We start from the raw sequence: 23,284 nt of genomic DNA, 5'->3' as shown, positions 1-23,284 counted from the left end.
ATTCGGCCGAATCATTTTCAGGACGCCCGTTCCATGCTGCATCGCGTGCTCGCCAGTTCCCTGGCCTTGTTGTTTTGCGGTGCAGCGTTCGCGCAGTCACCCCTTCAGTCTCCGGCTATTTCCTACAGCCGTGATATCCAGCCGATCTTCACCGAGAAGTGCGTTGCCTGCCATGCGTGCAATGACGCTGCCTGCCAGCTGAACCTGGGCAGCGGCGAAGGTGTGCTGCGCGGTGCATCGAAGGTGCCGGTTTACGAAGGCGACCGCAGCAACGCGGTCGCACCTACCCGGATTTTCGTCGACGCGCAGGGCCCTGACGCCTGGCGTAAAAAAGGCTTTTATTCAGTGCTGGACGGGCAGAGCAATCAGGCGGCGCTGATGGCAAAGATGCTCGAGTTCGGGCACGGCGCGCCGTTGGTGCCCAACGCGCGGCTGCCGGACGACATCGTGCTGGGCTTGAATCGCCAGAACATGTGCCCGTTGCCCAACGAGTTTGCCGCCTATGCCAAGGCGCGTCCGGGGCAGGGCATGCCCCTGGCGGTGACCGGCCTCACCGACGCTCAATACAGCACGCTGCAACGCTGGCTGGCAGCCGGGGCGCCGGTGGAACAGACGCCGCTGCAACCGAGTGCGCGGGAAACGATGCAGATCAACGAATGGGAAAGCCTGCTCAATCGTCCCGGATCGAGCGAAGCGCTAGTCGGCCGCTGGCTGTACGAACATCTGTTTCTCGCCCACGTGTATTTCAGCGACGGCGAGCCGGGGCATTTCTTCCAGTGGGTGCGCTCGCGCACGCCAAGCGGCCAACCCGTCGACCTGATCGCCACGCGCCGCCCCGACGATGATCCTGGCACCACCTTCTATTACCGCCTGATGCCGGTGCAGGGCGTTATCGTCCACAAGACCCACATCACCTACCCGATGGGCCCGCAGAAGCTGGCCCGGGTCAAGCAACTGTTCTACAGCGGGACCTGGCATGCCACCGAGCTGCCCGGCTATGGTCCGCAGCATCGGGCCAACCCGTTTGAAACGTTCCAGCAGATCCCCGCCGTCGCGCGTTACCAGTTCATGCTGGATAACGCCGAATACTTCGTGCGCACCTTCATTCGCGGCCCGGTGTGTCGCGGCGAGATCGCCACGGACGTGATTCGCGATCATTTCTGGGCGTTGTTCCAGGAGCCCGGCCACGACCGTTACATCACCGATGCGGCCTATCGGGCCAAGGCCACGCCGTTGCTGGCGATGCCGGGGCAGGACGATGACATCGGCAGCGTTCTGACCCTGTGGCACGACTACCGCGACAAGCGCAATCAATACGAAGACCTGCGCAGCGATGCCTACGCGCACATGCCGCCGCCGGGATGGGCGACCCTGTGGGCGGGGAACGACAATGCGCTGCTGACCATCTTCCGCCACTTCGACAGCGCCTCGGTAAACAAAGGCCTGATCGGCGCGCTGCCCAACAGCGTCTGGCTGTTCGACTACCCCTTGCTGGAGCGCACCTATTACCAGCTGGCGGTGAATTTCGACGTCTACGGCAACGTTTCCCATCAGGTGCAGACGCGTCTGTATTTCGACCTGATCCGCAACGGCGCCGAGGTCAATTTCCTGCGCCTGATGCCGGCGGACAAGCGTGACGACATCCTCGGTGACTGGTACCAGAACGGCGGCAAAGTGAAGATGTGGCTGGATTATCAGGCCATCGACGATCACACCCCGACCGGCCTGAACCTCGATGAGCACAACCCCAAACGTGACTTCGAGCGCAAGTTGATCGAGCGTGCGGGCACCTTGAACGTGACGCCGGACCCGATCAATCGCTGCGACGGCGCCTATTGTTCGCGTGAGGGACTGGACCCGGTGTTCAGCGGAGTGGAGCAGGCACTGAGCCGGCTGACGTCGCGGCCGGCGGCTGGGCTGAAGGTCATTCACCAGTTGCCGGAGGCGACGATGCTGCGAATCCAGGACGGCAGCGGCAAACGCATCATTTACAGCATGCTGCGCAACCGCGCCCACAGTAACGTCGCCTTTCTGATGGGTGAGGATTACCGCTACCAGCCGGGCCTGGACACGCTGACGATCTACCCGGGAGTGCTGAGCAGCTACCCGAATTTCATGTTCAATATCCCGGCCAGCGAAGTCGGCGCGTTTGTTGGCGCGATGGAGCAGGCCCATGATCACAAGCAGGCGTTTGACGCCATCGTCCAGCGCTGGGGCGTGCGCCGCAGCCATCCATTATTCTGGACCTACTTCCACGACCTGGACCGCTACCTTCAGGAAACCGAACCCCGCGAGGCAGGGGTGCTGGACATGAATCGGTACGAGAATCTGTGAGTCGCAGGGGCGCTGTCATTTAAGGAATCTTCACATTCGGCGTCGGCCCGGCTGACGCTGCTTCAAACGGGGAAACCCTTATTGGACATGGCGTGCAGCCATTATGCAGCCCGTCAGTGGCGCCGAACCTTTTTGCAATTTTCGAAGTCGGACCCTGTGAGTCGCTCTCCGACGCCGTGCCTTTGCCGGTATAGCGCCAGGGGTCAATCCAGACGAAGCAAGAGGTTGCAGATGTTGATTTCGGTTCAGGCCCTGCGGGCACTCGCCGCGTGGGCCGTTGTGTGTCACCACTTCATGCAGATTTTTTTCGACTTCCAACCGAGTGGGCCAGTCGGCCGCTTTTTCACTGAAAAAGGCGCGGTCGGCGTCGACATTTTTTTCGTCATCAGCGGTCTGGTCATCTATCTGTCAACCGTGGACAAGGACATCCCCGCCGGCCGTTTCATGCTCAACCGCGTTATTCGTATCGTCCCGGCGTACTGGCTGTACACCTTGGTGATGGGCGTATTGGTCGTGGTCGCCCAACCGCTGCTGCCCCACCAGGTGGTCGACTGGCAGAGCTTTGTGCTGTCGCTGCTGTTCATCCCTTCGGAAAACCCCGGCGGTTACGGCCTCTATCCCACCCTCAACGTGGGCTGGACGCTGAACTACGAGATGCTGTTCTACGTGCTGTTCTCGATGGTCTTTCTCTTTCAGCAGCGTCTGCGCCCGTTGATCCTCGCGGCGGCGCTGTTCGCCATTACTGACGTGCTGGGTCGGTCGGGCCTGGTCAGCCGGTTCTACGCCAATGACATCGTTTACGAATTCCTCCTCGGCATCTTCGTCGGCGTGATGTATCGCCGGGGCTGGATCAGCGAACGGTTGTGGTTGCCATTGATCGCGATCGGCGCCGCGCTGTTCACCATCGACCACCTGCAACCGGCGCCTCGCATCATCAATTGGGGCCTGCCAAGCGCTGTGATTGTGGTGGCCTGCATCTCCCTCGAACCCTATCTGCGCAACTACCGCCTTCTCAAAGTCATGGGCGACTGCTCGTATTCGGTGTATTTGCTCCACGTGCTGGTGCTGTATGCGGGCTGGCTGGTGAGCGAACGTTATGGCGTTAACCCGTATGTGGTGTTTGCCGTGTGTGTGCCGGTCATCGCTCTGGGGGCGTGGCTCAGTTATGAGTGGATCGAGAAGGGCCTGTACCGACGCATGAAGGGCTGGCTGGATCAGAGAAGGGCGAGCAAGGAAGCAGCTCTGTCGTGACGGGTTTTTAGTCGAGGCGAACCGCTTACCTGACTAAAACACTAGGGCTTTGTCAGGCGCAGTTGATTGGCGTAAACTGCGCCCCACGTCTGCGAGGAATTTTCATGACCGCTATTACGATTACTGATGCCGCCCACGATTACCTGGCCGATCTGCTGGAAAAGCAGAACACCCCCGGCATCGGCATCCGCGTGTTTATTACCCAGCCTGGCACCCAATACGCTGAAACCTGCATTGCCTACTGCAAGCCGGGCGAAGAGAAACCTGAAGACACGGCCATCGGCCTGAAAAGTTTCACCGCCTGGATCGACGCGTTCAGCGAAGCGTTTCTGGACGACGCCGTTGTCGATTACGCGACTGACCGCATGGGTGGTCAACTGACCATCAAGGCGCCAAACGCCAAAGTGCCGATGGTCAACGCCGACAGCCCGATCAACGAGCGTATCAATTACTACCTGCAGACCGAGATCAACCCGGGTCTCGCCAGTCACGGCGGCCAGGTGACCTTGATCGAGGTGGTGGAAGAAGATGAGGCAAATGTCGCCATTCTGCAGTTCGGCGGTGGTTGCCAGGGTTGCGGTCAGGCAGATGTGACGCTCAAGGAAGGCATCGAGCGCACATTGCTGGAGCGCATCCCCGAGCTGACCGGTGTGCGTGACGTGACCGACCACACCCAGAAAGAAAACGCGTACTACTGAGTCAACGTGTGATTCCAGGAAGTATGGTGTTGCAGGCAAGCCCCGACGAGTTCGGGGCTTTTTTGTGGGCGCTCGCCAAGGTCTAGAGGCGCACGCTAGGGCCTGAACACATGGGCATGGCCCGCGCGATACAGCGATGACTCGCTGAACACGTCGTTGCCCAGTACCCGACCCACCAGGATCAGCGCGGTGCGACGAAATCCCTTGATCCGCACCTTCTCCTCGATGTCTGCCAGTGTGCCGGTGACCCAATCCTGATCGGGCCAGCTGGCGCGATGCACCACGGCAATGGGACAGTCGGCGCCATAGTGCGGCGTCAGCTCGGCAACGATCTTGCCGAGGTTATTGACCCCCAGATGGATCGCCATGGTTGCCCGGTGCCGTGCCAGATCGCCCAGGCTTTCGCCTTCGGGCATGTCGGTTTTGTCGGCGTAGCGGGTCAGGATCACGCTCTGAGAGATGTCCGGCAGCGTCAGCTCTGTCCCGAGCAACGCGGCGCAGGCGGCGGTGGCGGTGACGCCGGGGATGATTTCGAAGGGGATCTGCAGATCGCGCAGGCAGCGGATTTGTTCGCCGATCGCGCCATACAGGCTCGGATCGCCGGAATGCACACGCGCCACGTCCTGGCCCTGTGCATGAGCGGATTTCATCAGCTCGATGATCTGCTGAAGGTGCAATGGAGCGCTGTTGGTGACCTGGATCGCCTGATGACCTTCCAGCACTGCTTCAGGCACCAGGGAACCGGCGTAAATGATCACCGGGCAGGAGCGGATCAGCCGCTGGCCTTTGACAGTGATCAGGTCCGGATCGCCGGGGCCGGCGCCGATGAAAAAAACAGTCATGGGGTTTCCTGATTGGGGTTCATTTGAGCAGTGGCTCGTCGGATGCATTCTCCCTGAGCGCACTCGGTCTGACTTTTCAGTACTGGCTTTAGCCGGGAAGGGGCCCTCGGGCACACCATCAAAATCTGCGGTGTGACTACTGACGTCTTCCCGGCTAAAGCCGGTCCTACAGTTCTAGCCGGTCCTACAAGATTGAGCCGGCCTATGAGATTGCTCCAGCCCTAACGTTTGCGGTTGCCAGAGCAAAGGTCGCGTGGGGGCTTTTTCGGCGGGGGATGACCAAGGTCGCGGGCGCGCCGGTCAACCGTGTCACCATCGCCAGCGCCGCGCTTTCTGCCACGCCGTAGCAGCCGGTGCGTTCGAAGGCGATGTCCGAAAGGTAAGTCAGCTGTGCCTCGTAAGCCGCCAGATCACCCGCGCTGAAAAACCCGATCGTCAGCCCCAGCTCATGACCCAGTGCCAGCAGCCCCACCTCGGCCGACTTGCCGTCAATGGAGGCGAGGGCGGCAACGTCTGTCAGCTGAAGACGACCCTCCCGCAACCCATGCTCCATCAACTGCCGAAGCTCCAGCGCCGAACAGCCGCGCTGGCAGCCCAGACCGACCACCCACAGCGGCCGATCGCGCACTTCATTCACAGAGCAGGCTTCAAACCGACGTGCGTCTCGGTCGCTTCATTGCGCCGAAACAACCAGGCGCTGATCCAGCCCAGGGCAATCCAGAAAACCGCATTGGTCAGCAGCGACGCGATCTTGAATTGCGCTTCAAGGGCTTCCGGCGCCAGTGCCGAATGCACCGCCGGTTGCGGCGCGCCGACGATATGCGGCACCACCAGGATCACCGCGCCCAAGGCCTTCAACACCCAGTGCCGTGCAAACACTATCAATGCCAGGCCTGAAGCCGTGGAGGCGGCGGTGCCGACCCACCAGATCTGCCGTTGGGTCAGATCCGCCGCGACAGTGCCGGGCAGCTCGGGCGGCAAACCAAGAGTGGGCGCCAGCACGAACACCGCATAACCGGCCAACCCCCACAGCACGCCTTCGCGGGCACTGGTCGGCGTACGCAGGGTGTACAGCGCCGCCAGCATCAGGGCGAAGCCGACCGCGACCACCAGATTGCCGCCGGTGGTGGACAGCACGCGCTGCCAGCCGTCTTCCGGCTCCCAGGCTTCGGCGTCATGGACGTGGCCGGCCATCGCACCCTCGGCGTGCTCGTGCATCTCGGCAGCCGGGGCCTTTTCGTAGGTCTCCGCCTGCAGGATCAGTGGCGCCACCGAGAAGCTTTGGAGCAGTGTCAACAGCAGGGCGGCGAGCAGTCCGCTGAACCCGGCCGTTTGCGCAATTCGCTTGAACATGGCGGCGGGTCTCAATGGCACGGGAAGGCGGAGCTGTGACGGGTGTCGTGTGCCGCGTTGTGCACCGCATCGATGTGGGAGAAACCGGCGAAGTACACCAGAAACGCACCGAGAAACATCGCGCTGACGGCGGCGACAAGGCGCTGGTTTTGGGTGGCGGTCACGGCTGTTGTGGTGTTTGTGCTGGTGCCGGTGCCGGACGTCTGGCGGGGTGTGCTGATGGACATGGCGCTTCCCTCTGAAGTGGATTCAGCGGACGGAAAGACGCGAAGACACCGCAGGCGAAGGCCGGCAGTGATCAACAGCGCCCGCCCACCGCGGGTTGTGTTATGTAGCGTTATCGGGCCGGTCTCCGGGCTCGCGAGGGGCACATGCATCAGCCGTTACAGCCGTCGTGCCTTCAAGAATCGCCTTCCCATATCGATGCCGACACAGTGGATCTGACTCTTCACTCGCTTACCGTTGCGGGGGCAGCACCGGACTGATACACACCCGAAGGTCTGTACGCACCGGTTTCCCGTTTCACCCTGTGAAGGGCACCCGTAACAAGGTGTGTAGCAGACCACGGGCTGTTTGGCTCGTCAATCGGCCCTTCAGCCGATGCGTCAATCAATGCAGCGATCGGTGCGTCAATTGGTGCGGCGATCATTGCAAAGCGCGATTGACCGGCCTCCAGTCACTGCGTAGCCTTGCGCACTTGAGGTTCGCCGGGCGCCTTTATCAACTACCAAGGCCACCGGCGCTAAGAAGGGAATGCGGTATCAAGCCGCAGCTGCCCCCGCAACTGTAAACGGACAGCTTCATTGCACAGCCACTGCGCGAGCGGGAAGGCGCGATGAATACCAGTCGCCTGATGATGCCTGTCAGCGACCGGCCGCCGTGAGCCAGGAGACCTGCCTCGAATCGGACCGCCTGCAAGCGGCCGAGGAATTCCACTACAACCGGGCGGGGTGATCCGGTGGCGAATCGAACCGCGCGCCTGCTTCCACCGGCCTGCGCTGTTTTCGTCCTCGTTGCCCCGCCGCACGCCTGAGGGCAACCGATGAAAACACTGGCCAAACTCCCCGTCACCATCGTCACCGGCTTTCTCGGCTCGGGCAAAACCACCTTGCTGCGGCACATGCTCGACAACGCCGAAGGCCGACGCATCGCCGTCATCGTCAACGAATTCGGCGAACTGGGCATCGACGGCGACATCCTCAAGCAATGCACCATCGGCTGCACCGAAGAAGAAGCCGTCGGTCGCGTGTACGAACTGGCCAACGGCTGCCTGTGCTGCACCGTTCAGGAAGAGTTTTTCCCGGTGATGCAGGAACTGGTCGCCCGTCGCGGCGACCTCGATCACATCCTCATCGAAACCTCGGGCCTGGCCCTGCCGAAACCCCTCGTCCAAGCCTTCCAGTGGCCGGAAATCCGCAACGCCTGCACCGTCGACGCCGTGATCACCGTGGTCGACAGCCCGGCCGTGCTCGCCGGCACCTTCGCCGCGTTCCCGGACCAAGTCGACGCCCAGCGCAAGCTCGATCCGAACCTGGATCACGAATCGCCGCTGCACGAACTGTTCGCCGACCAACTGGCCAGCGCCGATCTCGTCGTGCTGAACAAGGCCGACATGCTCGACGCTGATGCTCTCGCCGCCGTGCGTGCCGAAGTCGCCGAAGAACTGCCGCCGGCGGTGAAGATCGTCGAAGCGAACCGGGGCCAGCTGCCGATCAGCGTATTGCTGGGCCTGGGCGCCGAATCCGAGCTGCACATCGACGGGCGCAAGACCCACCACGATCACCACGAAGGCGACGATCATGATGACCACGACCATGACGCCTTCGATTCCATCTCCATCACGCTGCCCCAGGCCGACGAATCGCTGTTGCTCGACGCGCTGACCCAGGCCGTCGTCCAGCACGGCATCCTGCGTGTCAAAGGCTTCGCCGCCATTCCCGGCAAACCCATGCGCCTGCTGGTGCAAGGCGTCGGCACGCGTTTCGACAAGCATTTCGACCGCGCCTGGAAAGCAGACGAAGCCCGGGAAACCCACCTGGTGCTGATCGGCCAGGAACTGGACGCCGGCGTCCTCGAAGCGCAATTGCGCGACGCAGTCTCAGGCATAAAAGGCTAACCATGCACCTGCTGCGTACACAGCCCGGCGGCTTCGTCCCCGACGACAGCATCGCTGACCTGGGCCAGACGCCCGCCGAGCTGGTGATCCTGTGCAGCGCCGACTCAAATCTGGCGCTGCTGGCTGAAACCGCGCGGCAATTGCCGGATAGCTACCCGAGCCTGCGCCTGGCCAACCCGATGCAGGTGCAAAACCATGCGTCGGTGGATCTGTACGTGGACGAGGTGCTGCGCCACGCCAAAGTCATCCTGATTTCCCTGCACGGCGGCATCGGCTACTGGCGTTATGGCGTCGAGCGGCTGGTGGAGCTGGCCGCGAAAGGCGTGAAGCTGATTCTGGTCCCGGGCTGTGATCGGCCAGACCCCGAGCTGAGCGGCCTGAGCACGGAATCCGTCGAAGACCGCGAGCGTCTCTGGCATTACCTGCGTCAGGGCGGCAAGCACAACGCGCTGGCGCTGTTCAATTTCATCGCCACCCGCTGGCTGGGTGGCGACTACCCCTGGGCCGAGCCGCAGACCCTGCCGCGCACCGTGATTTATCACCCGCACCACGCCAACGCCGACCTGGCCCGCTGGCAGGCCGACTGGCGCGCCGATCAGCCGGTCGCGGCCGTGCTGTTCTATCGCTCCCACCTGCAGGCAGCCAACACCGGTTTCATCGATGTGTTCTGCGAGCGCTTGTCGGCCCAGGGCCTGAACCCGTTGCCGATTGCCGTCGCCAGCCTGAAGGAAGCCGGCTGCATGAGCGCGATACAGGACTGGCTCGACGAGGTGGATTGCGAGGTCATTCTCAACACCACCGGCTTCGCCCAATCCAGCCCGGAAGCGCCGGATGTTCGGCCGTTTCGCCGAGACATCCCGGTCATTCAGGCCATTTGCGCCCAGGACAACGAACCCGCCTGGCAGGCAAGCGCCCAAGGGCTGGGCCCCCGAGACCTGGCGATGCACATCGCGCTGCCGGAACTGGACGGGCGCATCATCAGCCGGCCAATCAGCTTCAAGGACCTGGCCTGGCACAGCGAGCGCAGTCAGTCCGACGTGGTTTGCTACCGCGCCCAGCCGGAACGCATGGATTTCGTCGCCGAACTGGCCCGGCGCTGGGTGCTGCTTGCCCGCACCGCCAACACCGACAAGCGCGTAGCGCTGATTCTGGCGAACTACCCCACCCGCGACGGGCGCATTGGCAACGGCGTCGGCCTCGACACCCCGGCGGCCGCGCTGAACATCCTGAAGGCCATGCAGGCCGAGGGTTACCCGGTTGAGGGCCTGCCCGAGACCGGTACTGCGCTGATTCACGCCTTGCTCGGCGGCGTCACCAACGATCCGGACAGCCTCGATCAACGGCCGTGCCACCAGAGCATGGCCATGGACGAGTACAGGGCGGCGTTTCAAGCGCTGCCGCAAGCCAATCGCGATGCAGTCATCGCGCGATGGGGCGCCCCTGACACCGACCCCATGTGTCGGGACGGGCGGATGATGATCGCCGGCCTGCGTTTCGGCATGACCTTCGTCGGCATTCAACCGGCGCGGGGCTACAACGTGGACCACAGCGCGGTGTATCACGACCCTGATCTGGTCCCGCCCCACGGCTATCTGGCGTTTTACTTCTGGCTGCGCAAACGCTATGGCGCTCACGCTGTCATCCACGTCGGCAAGCACGGCAATCTGGAATGGCTGCCGGGCAAAGGCGTCGGTCTGTCCGAGTATTGCTGGCCGGACGCGATCCTTGGCCCGATGCCGAATATCTACCCGTTCATCGTCAACGATCCGGGCGAGGGCGCCCAGGCCAAGCGCCGCACCCAGGCGGTGATCATCGACCACTTGATGCCACCGCTGACCCGCGCCGAAACCTACGGTCCGTTGCGCGACCTTGAACTGCTGGCGGACGAATATTACGAAGCGCAGCTGCTTGATCCGCGCCGCGCCAGGGAGCTGCAAAAAGACATTCTCAGGCTGGTGCGCGAGACCCACATCGACCGCGAGCTGGCGATGGACGGGGACGCCAACAGCGAGGCCGACGCCGCCGTGTGGCTGCCGCGCCTGGACACCTACCTGTGTGACCTGAAGGAATCGCAGATCCGCGACGGCTTGCACGTATTCGGCGAGTCGCCCATCGGCCGGCTGCGCATCGACACGCTGCTGGCCATGGTGCGCGTGCCTCGCGGCGATGGTCGCGGCGGTCAGGCCAGTCTGCTGCGGGCATTGAGTCAGGCGCTGGCGCTGGATTTCGACCCGCTGGACTGTGATCTCGGTGCGCCATGGACCGGCGACAAACCTCACGCATTACATGAAGTCAGCGCTGAACCATGGCGCACGACGGGTGATACCCGCGAGCGGCTGGAGCTGTTGGCCGCGCAGATGATTGAGCAGATTGCCAGCGGCGTGCCTATCAGTAATACCTTTGCAAACAACAGCTTGTCCGATGTTGTTCAGTCTCTGCATGAAGTGGTTATCCCTCGCCTAGACGCCTGCGGTCCAGCCGAAATGTCGAACCTGCTCAGCGCGCTAAGTGGGCGTTTCGTCCCGGCCGGCCCGAGCGGCGCCCCCAGCCGAGGACGGCTGGACGTGCTACCGACCGGGCGCAACTTCTTCTCCGTGGACGTGCGCAATCTGCCGACCATGACCGCGTGGCGCATTGGTTTCCAGTCGGCAAATCTGTTGCTGGAGAGGCACTTACAGGATCATGGTGATTATCTCCGTCAACTGGGGCTTTCGGTCTGGGGCACGGCGACCATGCGCACCGGCGGCGACGACATCGCCCAGGCCATGGCGCTGATGGGCGTGCGTCCGGTGTGGGCGACGGGCAGTCAGCGCGTCGATGACTTTGAGATCCTGCCCCTGAGCCTGCTCGACCGGCCGCGGGTCGATGTCACCCTGCGGGTTTCCGGTTTCTTCCGCGACGCGTTCGCCAACCTGATCCGCCTGTTCGACGCCGCGGTGCAGGCCGTCGCGGCGCTGGACGAGCCCGACGACATGAACCCGCTGGCCGCCCGCGTGCGCCAGGAGCGCGAGCAATTGCAGCGCGACGGTCTGGATGTCGAGCAAGCGGCGAAGCAGGCTGGCTGGCGCATCTTCGGCGCCAAGCCAGGCGCGTATGGCGCAGGGGTACAGAACGCCATCGACGGGCGCTTGTGGCAGAGCCGCGAAGACCTCGCCGAGGTCTACCTGACCTGGGGCGGCTACGCCTACGGCGGCAGCGACGAAGGCACGCCGGCCCGTGACGGTTTTGCCAAGCGGCTGAGCCAGGTTCAGGCGGTGCTGCAGAACCAGGACAACCGCGAACACGATGTGCTGGATTCAAACGATTACTACCAGTTCCAGGGCGGCATGCTGGCGGCAGTGGAAAGCCTGTCCGGCGAGAAAGTCGCCAGTTATCACGGCGACCACAGCCAGCCTGATCTGCCGAAGATCCGTACGCTGAAGGAAGAGCTCAACCGGGTGGTGCGCTCCCGGGCGGCCAACCCGAAGTGGATCGAAGGGGTCAAGCGCCACGGCTACAAGGGTGCGTTCGAGATGGCGGCGACGGTGGATTTCCTGTTCGCCTTCGACGCTACCACCGAGCTGATCGACGATCACCAATACGCGCTGCTGGCCGATGCCTATCTGCTGGACGCCTCGACCCGTGATTTCATCCAGCAGCACAACCCGGATGCGCTGCGGGACATGACCGAGCGCATGCTCGAGGCGCAGCAGCGCGGCCTGTGGCAGGAACCGGGCGAGTACCGCGAGGCGCTGGAGAATCTGTTGCTGGACATCGAAGAGTCATGAGCGTGAATGAGGGCCTGCACAGCAGCCTGTGCAAACGCCTGACTGGATTGAACACTGTGATTGACCCGCGGCTTTACGAGAACCGACCATGACCGACACCCCACATTTTCCCCTCGCTGCCGTCGTCGGTGCCGATGACCTGAAGCTCGCCCTGTGCCTGACCGCCATCGACCCGAAAATCGGTGGCGTGCTGATCGAGGGCCCGCGGGGCATGGCCAAATCGACCCTGGCCCGAGGGCTGGCGGATCTGCTGGCCAGCGGTCAGTTCGTCACGCTGCCACTGGGTGCAACCGAAGAGCGCCTGGTCGGCACGCTGGACCTCGACGCGGCGCTGGGCGAGGGCCGCGCGGCATTCTCGCCGGGGGTTCTGGCCAAGGCGGACGGCGGCGTGTTGTACGTCGACGAGGTCAATCTGCTGCCGGACCATCTGGTCGACCTGCTGCTGGACGTGGCCGCCAGCGGGGTCAATCTGGTGGAGCGCGACGGCATTTCCCATCGCCATGCCGCGCGCTTTGTGCTGATCGGCACCATGAACCCGGAAGAAGGCGAACTGCGCCCGCAGTTGCTCGACCGTTTCGGCCTGAACGTGGCGTTGAGCGGGCAGACATTGCCGGAACAGCGCGGGCAGATCATTCGCCGCCGTCTGGATTTCGACGCCGCGCCTGAGGCGTTCTGTCAGCACTGGGCCCCGCAGCAGCAGGCGTTAAAGGCGCGGTGTGAAACCGCCCGGAGCCTGTTGCCGACCATCGAGCTGGATGACGTCAGTCTGGGCCTGATCACCGAGCGTTGCTTTGCGGCCGGGGTCGACGGTTTGCGTGCGGATCTGGTCTGGTTGCGCGCGGCCCGTGCCCATGCCGCCTGGCGCGGCGGTGCTCAGATCACCGAAACCGACATCGACGCCGTGGCCGATTTCGCTCTGCGCCATCGTCGTCGGGAGCCGCAACCGCCGCATCAGTCTCAATCCCCGCCGCCTGCGTCATCAGAGCAAAGCCCGCCGAGACCCGACAACGGCGCTCAGCCGCAGCATGACGCGCCAGAAACCGGCGAGGGCAGTTGGGGTGAGTTACCCGCCCGCAGCGTGCAGACGGGCAGTCGTAAAGAAGTACCCCACTGGCCAAAAAAGCCCTAGGCATTCGCCCCCGCCTGTCAAAGGGGGCGAATGCCAGCCCTCGACCGGGCGCACTGGTCGGCGGTAGAAACGGCGCTGCCCGCCCCGGTGCGGAGGGCGCCATTGCCTGGCTGCCGACCTTGCTGCGCGGCCGCCCTCGGGTTCGTGACGATCTGGTACGTCAGCCCCGCAGTCGCCGGCCGGAGCAGCTCTGGCTGGTGATCGTCGACGCGTCGGCATCGACCCGGCGCAATCAGGCGTTGAGTCAGGCGAAGGGTTTATTGGCGGAATTGTTCGATGATGCGTATCGGCAGCGTGCCAGGCTGGCGTTGCTCACCGCCAGCGGCAAGGGCGCGCGCTGGCAGCATCAGGGCTTGAAAGCCAGCGCCGCGTTGCAACCTTGGCTGGATGCATTGGGTGCTGGGGGCGGCACGCCGCTGTTTGACGCGATCAATCAGGCGGCGGACTGGTCAGCAAAACGGCAGAAGCGCTGCCCGGCGGAACAGCAACGGGTGCTGATTCTCACGGACGGGCGCGTCAAGGACATGCCGGCGCTATCAACACGACCGGCGCAGCCGCTTCCCTTGTTCGGCGGCCCCGTGTTGCTGATCGATATCGAGCGCGGGCCCATTCGACTGGGCCGCGCCCGGGACATCGCCGCGCAGCTGGACGCCGACTACCGCCACATCGACGAGTGCTGAGCGTCCGTCGTCGGCAGGGGTTAGATCAGCAGGTCTTCAGGCGGGCATGGTCCACGGCTCAAGGCTGTAGCCTTCGCCGCTGATCTCGGCACGGGCCTGTTCCAGGAACTGCGCCAGTTGTTTCGGATCGGAGTAGGCGCTGCTGGGAATCTGTTTGCGGCCAATGCGGGTGCTGGTGCGGTCGACGACGGTCAGGCTCAGTTCGCCATTGCCGTCCTGCGGGGCCCAAGCCACACACTGGAAGGGTTCAAAGGCGTGACCGGCAATCAGCAAAGCATCGTTGAAGCGCAAGGGGGCGTTCATGGACTGTCCTCAAAGTGCCCGTATCCGTTGGCACCGGCGGCGGGCGTTTCGCTCGGTGGTTACGCGTATTGCTACTTGTGTTGCTACTTGTACTGATGACCGTCCCCCACGGCTGAGTCACACCCATTTCTGAAATTTCTTGATTTATTTTAAGCGTCGGTTCGGTCGCGCTTCCTCCCCGCGTTTGGGCCAAACTCCTGCGATGCCTTGGCAGCGCACGCCCGATCGCCGTCTATCTCAGGCCACGCTGCTAAGCACGTTTCGATCTTAGGCTTATAGATAATCGATCCAAGGACGCGTCAAAAATCTTGCTATGGTGTCAATCGGCCTTCACAAGCTACTGTTTAAAAAACGTTTTCCCACGATCACTATGCGACCCCGGCGCCAAGGAAACTCACATGCATGATCTGGCCTCCATCCGCCGCTTGCTGATCGTCGAACCGTGCGAGGAATGCCTGCAGTTGGTCCCCGGCTTGCGCATCGCGGGTTGGGATGTCGACAGCTGCACCCTTGAAGAGGCAGCGCTGCGTCCCTGTGACGTGGGCCTTATCCGCCTGCTGCCCGAGCATTTCCAACACCCCGAAGTGGTCAAATCCCTTATCTCCCGAAGCAATACAGAATGGATCGCAGTCCTGACCAGCGAGGACCTGCGCCGCGAGCACATCGGTGATTTGGTCTGTGAGTGGTTTTTCGATTTCCATACCTTGCCCTTCGATGTAGCCCGGGTGCAGGTGACATTAGGCCGCGCCTACGGCATGGCACGGCTGCGTGCCAAAGGTGCCAGTTATGCCAAAGGCGCCCCGTACGGAGATAGCCCGGGTCCGCAACTGCTGGGGGAAAGCCGGCCCATGCGCGAATTGCGGCGATTGCTGAGCAAACTGGCGCCCACTGAATCGCCGGTGCTGATCCGTGGCGAAGGCGGGACGGGAAAGGAGCTGATCGCGCGCACGCTGCACGCGCAGTCCCAGCGCCGCGAGCAGCCATTCACCTCGATCAACTGCGGGGCGACGCCGGAGCATTTGCTGCAGGAAGAACTCTTCGGCGAGGCAGGGGAGGACGTCGACGCATCACGTCAGCGCAGGACGGGGCGCATCGAAGAAGCCAATGGCGGCACGCTGTTTCTCGACGAGATTGGCGATCTGCCCCTGGAGGTCCAGGCCAATCTGTTGCGGTTCCTGCAGGATCGGCACATCGAGGCGGCAGGCGAGCGGATCCCGGTCGATGTGCGGGTGCTGGCGGCGACCAATGTCGACCTGGAAGCGGCCATTCGCATGAAGCGTTTTCGCGAAGACCTGTATTACCGGCTCAACGTCTTGCAGGTGGGCACCGCGCCGCTGCGCGAGCGGCACGGCGATCTGGCCTTGCTGGCCAATCACTTCGCCCAGTTCTACAGCCGGGAGACCGGCCGGCGGGTGCGTAATTTCAGTCAGGACGCGCTGGTCGCCATGGGCAAGCACGACTGGCCCGGCAACGTGCGGGAGCTGGAAAACCGGGTACGTCGCGGGCTGGTGCTGGCCGAAGGACGGCAGATCGAAGCATTCGACCTCGGGCTGCTGGGCGAAGAGGAGATCAGCTCCAGCATGGCCACTCTCGATGAGTACAAGTCTCGGGCGGAACGACAGGCGCTGTGCGATGTGTTGACCCGTCACAGTGACAACCTCAGCGTGGCGGCCAAAGTGCTGGGCATCTCTCGCCCGACGTTTTATCGCCTGCTGCACAAACACCAGATTCGCTGATCGAGCGTCGGGCGAGTTGTCCGGTGCCGCTTACGTCCGGCTGGTAGGCATTCAGTCGGTAATCAGCTGGGCAACCCGTTGCAACACTCGCTCACTGCGGTAGCTCCAGCTCCCGCCAATCACTTCGAAGTTCTGCCCATGGGCCACCAGCCAGTTCCGGCTGGCTTCGAAGAATGCCTGGCGTTCGCTCAGGTCTGGCTGGCAACGCTGGCCGTCGCCGATCCATTCGACGCCTTCCGGCGAGAGCAACAGGTGCAGATCGTAATGGCGCTCGGCTAGTGCGGCTTCGAGCCACGCCGGGCAGTCGTTGAACAACGCGCGACTCCAGAGGATGTTGCTCAGCAGGTGAGTGTCAAGAATCAGCAGCACCGGTTTCAGCGAACGGGCGGCGTCTTCCCAGGCCAACTGCTCATGGGCGATGACATCGATGTCTGCGTAAACGGTGTCCCGCTGCACCTCATCGATGAACTGGCGCACGTATTCGCCCACCAGCACGCCACCGAACTGCCGTTGAATCTCTTCCGCCAGCCAGCTCTTGCCGCTGGACTCTGGCCCTGTCAGTACCAGCACTTTCATCCCGGTCAACGCGCCAGCGCGGGGTCGGCGCGCCAGTCACGCCAGCCTTGCACGGCGAGCAGGGTGAACAGCGCGTACAGGCCGGCGGTGAGGTACAGCGCTTTGTAGAGAAACAGGCCGACGAAGATCACGTCGAGAAGGATCCACAGCGGCCAGCACTGCACGCGCTTCTGCGCCATCCACACCTGCGCCACCAGGCTGTAGCCGGTCAGTGTGGCGTCGAGCCAGGGTTGAGCGGCGTCGGTGAAGTGGGCCATGGCCGCGCCGAGGACAAGGCTGACCAGCGCGCCGGCCACCAGACTGAGCAGCAGGCTGCCACTGCCCAGCGAGGTGACGATGCGGCCGTTGTCCGCCGCGCCCCGGCGGGTCCATTGCCACCAGCCATACACCTGGAGCCCGGCGTACACCACCTGCAGGAGCATGTCGGAGTAGAGCTTCACGTCAAAGAAGATCCAGGTGTAGAGCAACACCATGACCAGGCCGATCGGCCAGCACCACGGGTTTTGTTTGACTGTCAGCCAGACGGCAATGACACCGAGTGCGGCGGCGAACAGTTCAAGCCCTGACATGGCGACTCCTGAGGAAACGATGAAAAAACGGGTCGGCGATTGTAGGCGCTTTATCGCCCGAGGTGGGGCGCGATGATGCGTCGGATGCGTCTGAAAAGGCACTGGAAAAACAGCCCGGGCAACCTGCGTGATTCATAGAGGAAATGTAACGACGATGAGACAAACGTCAAAGCCTTCGCGCCAGTATTCATGCTAGCGCGTTCGTCAAAAAGGTCTGCTAGCATCGCCGCGCTCATGCCCGAGCCAGACAGCCTGCGTTCATGCTTTTTTTACGCTCGACCGTTTATCGTTCGCGCAACAGTTTGTAATACAAATCAAGAGAGCCTTGCCATGAGCGGGCTCCAGCCGGGGGAATGATGGATCTTTGGACCGCCGCACAGGCACTGATACTTGGAGTTGTAGAAGGGCTCACGGAGTTTTTGCCGATTTCCAGTACGGGCCATCAGATCATCGTTGCTGATCTAATCGGTTTTGGCGGCGAGCGCGCGATGGCGTTCAATATCATTATTCAGTTGGGGGCGATCCTGGCGGTGATGTGGGAGTTTCGTCGCAAGATCCTCGACGTGGTCACCGGGCTGCCGACCCGGCCCGAAGCGCGGCGGTTCACCGCCAACCTCATCGTCGGCGTGCTGCCCGCCATGGTCCTCGGGGTGCTGTTTTCCGATCTGATCCACGAATACCTGTTCAACCCGATCACTGTCGCCGTTGCGTTGGTGCTGGGCGGTTTCATCATGCTCTGGGCCGAGCGCCGCGAGCATGTGATTCACGCCGAGACCGTGGATGAGATGACCTGGGTGGATGCGCTGAAGGTCGGCTTCGCGCAATGCCTGGCGATGATTCCGGGAACTTCGCGGTCGGGCTCGACCATCATCGGCGGGCTGCTGTTCGGTCTGTCACGCAGGACCGCCACCGAGTTTTCGTTCTTTCTGGCGATGCCGACCATGATCGCGGCTTCGGTGTATTCGGGGTACAAATACCGTCACCTGTTCCAGCCCGACGACCTGCCGGTGTTCGCCATCGGCTTCATCGCCGCGTTCATCTTCGCGATGATCGCCGTGCGCGGTTTGCTCAAGTTCATCGCGACCCACAGCTATGACGTGTTCGCTTGGTACCGCATCGCGTTTGGCTTGCTGATCCTGGCGACCTGGCAATTCGGCTGGGTCGACTGGTCCAGCGTGCAGGGCTGATCTTCCGATGACTCAACGCTTCGAACCGCAAAACCCGGGTCGCCCGGCCACTGCTAAACCCGTCGCCGTGCGCTTTCTGAAACTCAAGCTGCTGGCGCTGCTGTTGCTGTGCGGCCTGCCGGTTTACGGGGTCGTCACGTATTGGACGAGCGGCGTCAGCTGGCTGCCCGCGGCGATCTACGCACTGATGAGCGTCGTCGCATTTGCCCTGTATGGCTACGACAAGAAGCAGGCCCGGCACAGCGGACAGCGCACGCCGGAAAAGCTGCTGCACGGGATCGAACTGCTCGGTGGCTGGCCCGGCGCGCTGCTGGCTCAGCAGGTGTTTCGCCACAAGACCCGCAAGTTTTCCTACCAGTTGGTGTTCTGGCTGATTGTCCTGCTGCACGAGTTGTTCTGGATGGACCGTCTGCTGTTCGGCGGTCGCCTGATCTCGCGGCATCTGTTCTGAGCCGTTTTTAAGCAGACGCGGCGACGGTTATAGCTTCAACGCCACCTGCCTGCGCTTCGACAGTTTGCCGACCACCAATTGATGGGAGCGGGTCAGCAAGTCCTTCAGCTCGTCTTCGCCCATGGCGAACGGGTAGGTGAGGGTGATCCAGTGGGCGCGGGCCAGGTAGGGCGCGGGCCGTACGCCCGGACGGTCGACGTAGCCGAGAAACAACTCGGCGCCGACCTTGAACGACAGGTCGTTGCCCGCCAGGCCCATCACCGCAAACATCTTGGTGTCCGCGATGGAGAACACCCTGACGCCGCCCCATTTGTAATCCTCCCGCGCGCCCGGAAGATTCAGGCAGAACGCGGCGACGTCTTCAATCTGCATGGGAGTGTTCCTGAATGCGGGTGAGGGGTGACCGGCAGCCTGCGTTAACCATTTGAACGACCGCCATTCGAGGCCAGGTCCGCCAGAATCGGGCAGTCCGGGCGGCGGTCGCCCTGGCAGTGGCTGACCAGGTTCTGCAGGGTGTCACGCAGGCCGGCCAGTTCCTCAATCTTCTGGTTGAGCTCGACGATGTGCTTGTGGGCCAGCGCCTTGACGTCGGCGCTGGCGCGCCCGCGGTCCTGCCAGAGGGTCAGCAGTTTGCCGACTTCTTCCAGGGAAAACCCCAGGTCTCGCGAGCGTTTGATGAACGCCAGGGTGTGCAGCTCGTTCGGGCCATACAGGCGATAGCCGCTGTCGGTGCGGGTGGCGGCCGGAAGCAGGCCGATGGATTCGTAATAGCGAATCATCTTGGCGCTGAGGCCGCTGCGTTTGGCGGCTTGTCCGATGTTCATGAGGCGTCTCCCGTGTCGTTGGGCGTGTCTTTGGGGTCGTCTTTGGATTCGTTGTTGGGTGTCCAGGTTTTCAACAGCAGGGCGTTGCTCACCACGCTGACGCTGGACAAGGCCATGGCTGCGCCCGCCAGCACCGGGTTGAGCAGGCCGAACGCGGCCAGCGGAATGCCGATCAGGTTATAAACGAAGGCCCAGAACAGGTTCTGGCGGATCTTCGCGTAGGTCTTGCGGCTGATGTCGAGGGCGGCGGGGATCAGCCGCGGGTCGCCACGCATCAGGGTGATGCCGGCGGCGTGCATGGCCACGTCCGTGCCGCCGCCCATGGCGATGCCGATGTCGGCGGCGGCCAGGGCAGGGGCGTCGTTGATGCCGTCACCAACCATCGCCACCACGCCGGTTTTCTTCAGCGCCATGACTGTCGCGGCTTTGTCGGCAGGCAACACTTCGGCGTGCACGTCGCGGATGCCCAGCGCCTCGGCCACCACCCTGGCGCTGCCGGGATTGTCACCCGTCAGCAAGTGGCTGCTGATGTGCCGGGCGTTCAGTTGCGCGATGGCCTCAACAGCGCCGGTCTTGAGCGTGTCGCCGAAAGCAAACAGGCCAATCACCCGACGCTGCGGGCTCAGTTCGATCAGCCAGGACAGCGTACGGCCTTCGGCTTCCCATGCCTGAGCGCGCTCGTTCAGAACGTCCCCGGCCAAGCCGCCTTCGTCCAGCAAGCCGCTTTCCTGCAGCAAGCGGTGATTACCCAGCGCCAACTCGCGGCCTCGAAGGGTGCCGGCGATACCGCGTCCGGCCAGCGCGCGGCTATTGCCGACGTTATCCAGGCTCAGCCCGCGTTCGGCGGTCACGTCCAGCACTGCTTTGGCCAATGGGTGCTCGCTGCCACGCTGCAGCGCACCGGCCAGTTGCAGCAAGGTGTTTTCATCACCGTCGAGCGCGGCCATGTGGGCAATGCGCGGCCTGCCGGAAGTCAGCGTGCCGGTCTTGTCGAAGACCACCGTGGTGACTTCATGGGCGCGTTCCAGGGCTTCGGCGTCCTTGATCAAAATGCCGTGGCGTGCGGCCACGCCGGTGCCGGCCATGATCGCAGTCGGCGTCGCCAGCCCGAGGGCACAGGGGCAGGCGATGACCAGCACGGTGACGGCGTTGATCAGCGCAGCTTCCAGTGACGCGCCAGCCATCAGCCACCCTGCCAGCGTTGCGACGGCAATCAACAGGACCACGGGCACGAACACCTGACTGACCTTGTCGACCAGTTTCTGGATCGGCGCCTTGGCAGACTGTGCGTCTTCCACCAGGCGGATGATGCGGGCCAGCACGGTTTCCGCGCCCAGCGCCCGGGTGCTGATCAGCAGCCGGCCCTCGCCATTGATCGCGCCGCCGGTGACCCTGTCGCCGGGCTGTTTCGGCACCGGCAGGCTCTCGCCGCTGATCAGGGCTTCGTCGGCGTGGCTCTGGCCTTCGATCACCTCGCCATCGACAGGAAAGCGCTCGCCGGGTTTTACCACCACCTGATTGCCGACGCTCAGTGCGCTGATGGCGACGTCCTGTTCCTGTCCGTCTACCAGCTTGATCGCGCGTTCAGGGCGCAAGGCCTCCAGCGCCCGGATCGCACTGGCGGTCTGGCGCTTGGCGCTGCTCTCCAGGTATTTGCCGAGCAGGACCAGCGCGATGACCACCGCCGACGCCTCGAAATACAGGTGCGGCATCCTGCCGGGCGCAGCGCTCAGCCATTGGTAAACGCTCAGACCATATCCGGCGCTGGTGCCCAGCGCGACGAGCAAATCCATGTTGCCGGCACCGGCGCGCAGGGCTTTCCAGGCGGCGACGTAAAAGCGCGCGCCGAGGAGGAATTGCACCGGCGTTGCCAGGGCGAACTGCAACCACCCCGGCAGCATCCCGTGGACGCCGAACGGCTGCAGCAGCATTGGCAAGACCAGCGGCAGTGCGAGAACAATGGCCACGATCAACTGCCAGCGCTCGGTGTCGTGGCGTTTGCGCTGGTCGGCTTGCTGGGTGGCTGGGTCCTGTTCGAGACTGGCGCCGTAGCCGGCCTTGTCGACGGCGGCCACCAGCACAGCCGGGTCGATCTGCCCGCTGACCTCGACGTGGGCGCGTTCGTTGGCGAGGTTGACCGTGGCGACTTGAACGCCGGGCACTTTGCGCAGTGCGCGCTCGACGCGGCCGGCGCAACTGGCGCAGGTCATGCCGGTAATGGGCAGATCAAATGTGTGGGCACTGGGCATCGCGGGCACTCCGGCAAGTCGATTGCCAGTAAGGATCAACCTTGCCCTTCTGGCAAGGTCAAGAGGTGCACGGCGTTGAATGTGTTGACTGGATCGTTTGCACGCTCCGACGCAGGACAGCCCATTGGCAACCTGCGACAATCTCAGCCCCTTTCGGCCAGGCGAGCGGCATACCGTGTACGACTTCAACGATTTGTACTATTTCGTGCAGGTGGTCGAGAACAAGGGATTCGCGGCCGCCGCGCGCAAGATCGAGGTGCCGAAGACCAAGCTCAGCCGGCGCATCGCTCAGTTGGAGGATCGTCTGGGGGTGCGGCTGATCCAGCGCACCACGCGCAAATTCACGGTGACCGAGGTGGGGCTGGATTATTACCGGCACTGTGTGGCGATGCTGGTGGAGGCCGATGCCGCCGAGAAGGTGGTCGAGCAGTCGAGGTCCGAGCCCCAGGGCATCGTGCGCATTAGTTGCCCGCCGGCGCTGGGTTCGATGGGGGTGAGCGATACGATCGCGAAGTTTCTGGTGCTGCACCCGAAAGTGCAGGTTCAGGTGGAGAGCACTAACCGTCGGGTGGATGTGTTGGGGGAGGGGTATGACATCGCGCTGAGGGTGCGTTTTCCGCCGCTGGACGATGAGAATCTGGTGATGAAGGTGTTGGGCGAGAGCCATCAGCGGTTGGTGGTTCGGCCGTCGTTGCTGGAGGGCAGGACGATTCGAACGCCGCAGGAGTTGGTGGGGCTGCCGAGTATGGATCTGGCGCCGGCGAACCGTGAGCACCGTTGGGCGTTGATCGGTCCGGGGGGTGAGCGGATCGAGGTTGCTCATCAGCCGCGCTTTGTGACGTCGGATCTGGATGCGTTGCACCGGGCGGCGGTGGAGGGTGTGGGGGTGGTGCAGATGCCGGAGATTATGGTTCGGCATTCGTTGCATGAGGGGCGGCTGGTTGAGTTGCTGCCGGGGTTTCGTCCGCCGAGTGGGTTGATTCATGCGGTGTTTCCTTCTCGGCGGGGGTTGTTGCCGTCGGTGCGGGGGTTGGTGGATTTGCTGGCGGAGGATTTTGGGGCGAATGAGAAGGCGGATCGGGAGGCGTGTGAGTTGGCGGGGCATCTGTAGGCTTTTTCAAGATCTAGATCAAGGTCTTTAAGATCAAGAGCGTCTGCCTGGGGGCAGACTGTTTCGCCTTCGGCGACTTACTTTTGAAAAGCACCAAAAGTAAGCAAA

General features: G+C 63.1%; 20 protein-coding genes, 1 pseudogene and 2 riboswitches. Of the genes and pseudogenes, 11 read left to right on the top strand and 10 right to left on the bottom strand.

Annotation, left to right across the window (positions count from 1 at the left end; all coding sequences use genetic code 11):
• Positions 1-33: 33 nt before the first annotated feature.
• From AC07RO_RS26070 to nfuA, 3 genes are all read left to right on the top strand, one after another.
• Positions 34-2,334: a fatty acid cis/trans isomerase gene (locus AC07RO_RS26070; RefSeq protein WP_495087474.1), complete on the top strand. Its 2,301-nt coding sequence runs from the start codon at positions 34-36 to the stop codon at positions 2,332-2,334.
• Positions 2,335-2,565: 231 nt separating this feature from the next.
• The gene (locus AC07RO_RS26065; protein ID WP_423574751.1) at positions 2,566-3,585 is read left to right on the top strand and encodes an acyltransferase family protein; all 1,020 of its coding nucleotides are present in this window, start codon (positions 2,566-2,568) and stop codon (positions 3,583-3,585) included.
• A gap of 104 nt (positions 3,586-3,689) precedes the next feature.
• Positions 3,690-4,283 (top strand): Fe-S biogenesis protein NfuA, encoded by a 594-nt coding sequence (nfuA, locus tag AC07RO_RS26060; protein ID WP_133771305.1) that lies wholly within the window; start codon positions 3,690-3,692, stop codon positions 4,281-4,283.
• Positions 4,284-4,378: 95 nt separating this feature from the next.
• Here nfuA and cobM read toward each other — a convergent pair whose 3' ends face one another.
• The 4 genes from cobM to AC07RO_RS26040 form a co-directional block, all read right to left on the bottom strand.
• Positions 4,379-5,125, bottom strand: coding sequence for a precorrin-4 C(11)-methyltransferase (gene cobM, locus AC07RO_RS26055; RefSeq protein WP_346626279.1), 747 nt, complete (start codon positions 5,123-5,125; stop codon positions 4,379-4,381).
• A 202-nt stretch (positions 5,126-5,327) separates the two neighbouring features.
• Positions 5,328-5,762: a cobalamin biosynthesis protein gene (locus AC07RO_RS26050; protein WP_346629820.1), complete on the bottom strand. Its 435-nt coding sequence runs from the start codon at positions 5,760-5,762 to the stop codon at positions 5,328-5,330.
• A complete protein-coding gene (locus AC07RO_RS26045) occupies positions 5,759-6,478 on the bottom strand; it encodes a CbtA family protein (RefSeq protein ID WP_346629821.1) in 720 nt (239 codons plus the stop codon). The genes AC07RO_RS26050 and AC07RO_RS26045 overlap by 4 nt, the downstream gene beginning before the upstream one ends.
• Before the next feature lie 11 nt (positions 6,479-6,489).
• Positions 6,490-6,705, bottom strand: a complete 216-nt coding sequence (locus AC07RO_RS26040) for a CbtB domain-containing protein (protein WP_346629822.1) — start codon at positions 6,703-6,705, stop codon at positions 6,490-6,492.
• 99 nt (positions 6,706-6,804) lie between these two features.
• Positions 6,805-7,037: riboswitch (cobalamin riboswitch) on the bottom strand.
• A 124-nt stretch (positions 7,038-7,161) separates the two neighbouring features.
• Positions 7,162-7,393, top strand: a riboswitch (cobalamin riboswitch).
• 127 nt (positions 7,394-7,520) lie between these two features.
• Here AC07RO_RS26040 and cobW point away from each other — a divergent pair.
• The 4 genes from cobW to AC07RO_RS26020 all read left to right on the top strand — a co-directional run bounded on the left by cobW (position 7,521) and on the right by AC07RO_RS26020 (position 14,170).
• Complete coding sequence (gene cobW / locus AC07RO_RS26035) at positions 7,521-8,594, top strand: cobalamin biosynthesis protein CobW (protein WP_282372317.1); 1,074 nt, start codon at positions 7,521-7,523, stop codon at positions 8,592-8,594.
• Between the two features lie 2 nt (positions 8,595-8,596).
• Positions 8,597-12,361 carry a cobaltochelatase subunit CobN gene (gene cobN / locus AC07RO_RS26030; RefSeq protein WP_495087473.1) on the top strand — a complete coding sequence of 1,255 codons (3,765 nt, stop codon included), beginning with the start codon at positions 8,597-8,599 and terminating at the stop codon, positions 12,359-12,361.
• A gap of 88 nt (positions 12,362-12,449) precedes the next feature.
• Positions 12,450-13,490 carry a magnesium chelatase ATPase subunit I gene (locus AC07RO_RS26025; RefSeq protein ID WP_495008053.1) on the top strand — a complete coding sequence of 347 codons (1,041 nt, stop codon included), beginning with the start codon at positions 12,450-12,452 and terminating at the stop codon, positions 13,488-13,490.
• Between the two features lie 53 nt (positions 13,491-13,543).
• Positions 13,544-14,170: a vWA domain-containing protein gene (locus AC07RO_RS26020; RefSeq protein ID WP_495087490.1), complete on the top strand. Its 627-nt coding sequence runs from the start codon at positions 13,544-13,546 to the stop codon at positions 14,168-14,170.
• Between the two features lie 36 nt (positions 14,171-14,206).
• Here AC07RO_RS26020 and AC07RO_RS26015 read toward each other — a convergent pair whose 3' ends face one another.
• The gene (locus AC07RO_RS26015) at positions 14,207-14,473 is read right to left on the bottom strand and encodes a hypothetical protein (RefSeq protein ID WP_062381945.1); all 267 of its coding nucleotides are present in this window, start codon (positions 14,471-14,473) and stop codon (positions 14,207-14,209) included.
• Between the two features lie 398 nt (positions 14,474-14,871).
• Between AC07RO_RS26015 and AC07RO_RS26010 the strand changes: the two genes are divergently transcribed.
• Positions 14,872-16,209 (top strand): sigma-54 dependent transcriptional regulator, encoded by a 1,338-nt coding sequence (locus AC07RO_RS26010; RefSeq protein WP_495087472.1) that lies wholly within the window; start codon positions 14,872-14,874, stop codon positions 16,207-16,209.
• 51 nt (positions 16,210-16,260) lie between these two features.
• Here AC07RO_RS26010 and AC07RO_RS26005 read toward each other — a convergent pair whose 3' ends face one another.
• On the bottom strand, positions 16,261-16,785 hold the full coding sequence (locus AC07RO_RS26005; protein ID WP_495087471.1) for an AAA family ATPase: 525 nt from the start codon (positions 16,783-16,785) through the stop codon (positions 16,261-16,263).
• A 5-nt stretch (positions 16,786-16,790) separates the two neighbouring features.
• Positions 16,791-17,354, bottom strand: a complete 564-nt coding sequence (gene pnuC / locus AC07RO_RS26000) for a nicotinamide riboside transporter PnuC (protein ID WP_192172067.1) — start codon at positions 17,352-17,354, stop codon at positions 16,791-16,793.
• A 356-nt stretch (positions 17,355-17,710) separates the two neighbouring features.
• Between pnuC and AC07RO_RS25995 the strand changes: the two genes are divergently transcribed.
• Positions 17,711-18,541: an undecaprenyl-diphosphate phosphatase gene (locus tag AC07RO_RS25995; protein ID WP_495087470.1), complete on the top strand. Its 831-nt coding sequence runs from the start codon at positions 17,711-17,713 to the stop codon at positions 18,539-18,541.
• Between the two features lie 7 nt (positions 18,542-18,548).
• A complete protein-coding gene (locus AC07RO_RS25990) occupies positions 18,549-18,992 on the top strand; it encodes a DUF1294 domain-containing protein (RefSeq protein ID WP_495087469.1) in 444 nt (147 codons plus the stop codon).
• A 27-nt stretch (positions 18,993-19,019) separates the two neighbouring features.
• Here the strand turns inward: AC07RO_RS25990 and AC07RO_RS25985 are convergent, their stop codons facing one another.
• The 3 genes and pseudogenes from AC07RO_RS25985 to AC07RO_RS25975 all read right to left on the bottom strand — a co-directional run.
• Positions 19,020-19,364: an MmcQ/YjbR family DNA-binding protein gene (locus tag AC07RO_RS25985; protein WP_346629827.1), complete on the bottom strand. Its 345-nt coding sequence runs from the start codon at positions 19,362-19,364 to the stop codon at positions 19,020-19,022.
• A gap of 44 nt (positions 19,365-19,408) precedes the next feature.
• Positions 19,409-19,816: a Cu(I)-responsive transcriptional regulator gene (gene cueR / locus AC07RO_RS25980; RefSeq protein ID WP_282372326.1), complete on the bottom strand. Its 408-nt coding sequence runs from the start codon at positions 19,814-19,816 to the stop codon at positions 19,409-19,411.
• Positions 19,813-22,044, bottom strand: a pseudogene (locus tag AC07RO_RS25975) (heavy metal translocating P-type ATPase); the annotation flags it as partial. The gene cueR and the pseudogene AC07RO_RS25975, both read right to left, overlap by 4 nt.
• Positions 22,045-22,240: 196 nt before the next feature.
• Between AC07RO_RS25975 and AC07RO_RS25970 the strand changes: the two are divergent.
• Positions 22,241-23,176: a LysR substrate-binding domain-containing protein gene (locus AC07RO_RS25970; protein WP_495087468.1), complete on the top strand. Its 936-nt coding sequence runs from the start codon at positions 22,241-22,243 to the stop codon at positions 23,174-23,176.
• The last annotated feature ends 108 nt before the right edge of the window (positions 23,177-23,284 follow it).

It is taken from the genome of Pseudomonas sp. GW821-FHT07F05 (assembly GCF_059418765.1).
The sequence above is the reverse complement of the archived record's forward strand: the minus strand, read 5'-3'. Positions and strand labels throughout refer to the sequence as shown.

Bases quoted from the DNA above. Each gene is read 5' to 3' on its own strand.
- AC07RO_RS26070 (WP_495087474.1), top strand. From the start codon at position 34: ATGCTGCATCGCGTGCTCGCCAGTTCCCTGGCCTTGTTGTTTTGCGGT.
- AC07RO_RS26065 (WP_423574751.1), top strand. From the start codon at position 2,566: ATGTTGATTTCGGTTCAGGCCCTGCGGGCACTCGCCGCGTGGGCCGTT.
- nfuA (WP_133771305.1), top strand. From the start codon at position 3,690: ATGACCGCTATTACGATTACTGATGCCGCCCACGATTACCTGGCCGAT.
- cobM (WP_346626279.1), bottom strand. From the start codon at position 5,125: ATGACTGTTTTTTTCATCGGCGCCGGCCCCGGCGATCCGGACCTGATC.
- AC07RO_RS26045 (WP_346629821.1), bottom strand. From the start codon at position 6,478: ATGTTCAAGCGAATTGCGCAAACGGCCGGGTTCAGCGGACTGCTCGCC.
- AC07RO_RS26040 (WP_346629822.1), bottom strand. From the start codon at position 6,705: ATGTCCATCAGCACACCCCGCCAGACGTCCGGCACCGGCACCAGCACA.
- cobW (WP_282372317.1), top strand. From the start codon at position 7,521: ATGAAAACACTGGCCAAACTCCCCGTCACCATCGTCACCGGCTTTCTC.
- cobN (WP_495087473.1), top strand. From the start codon at position 8,597: ATGCACCTGCTGCGTACACAGCCCGGCGGCTTCGTCCCCGACGACAGC.
- AC07RO_RS26025 (WP_495008053.1), top strand. From the start codon at position 12,450: ATGACCGACACCCCACATTTTCCCCTCGCTGCCGTCGTCGGTGCCGAT.
- AC07RO_RS26015 (WP_062381945.1), bottom strand. From the start codon at position 14,473: ATGAACGCCCCCTTGCGCTTCAACGATGCTTTGCTGATTGCCGGTCAC.
- AC07RO_RS26010 (WP_495087472.1), top strand. From the start codon at position 14,872: ATGCATGATCTGGCCTCCATCCGCCGCTTGCTGATCGTCGAACCGTGC.
- AC07RO_RS26005 (WP_495087471.1), bottom strand. From the start codon at position 16,785: ATGAAAGTGCTGGTACTGACAGGGCCAGAGTCCAGCGGCAAGAGCTGG.
- pnuC (WP_192172067.1), bottom strand. From the start codon at position 17,354: ATGTCAGGGCTTGAACTGTTCGCCGCCGCACTCGGTGTCATTGCCGTC.
- AC07RO_RS25995 (WP_495087470.1), top strand. From the start codon at position 17,711: ATGGATCTTTGGACCGCCGCACAGGCACTGATACTTGGAGTTGTAGAA.
- AC07RO_RS25990 (WP_495087469.1), top strand. From the start codon at position 18,549: ATGACTCAACGCTTCGAACCGCAAAACCCGGGTCGCCCGGCCACTGCT.
- AC07RO_RS25985 (WP_346629827.1), bottom strand. From the start codon at position 19,364: ATGCAGATTGAAGACGTCGCCGCGTTCTGCCTGAATCTTCCGGGCGCG.
- cueR (WP_282372326.1), bottom strand. From the start codon at position 19,816: ATGAACATCGGACAAGCCGCCAAACGCAGCGGCCTCAGCGCCAAGATG.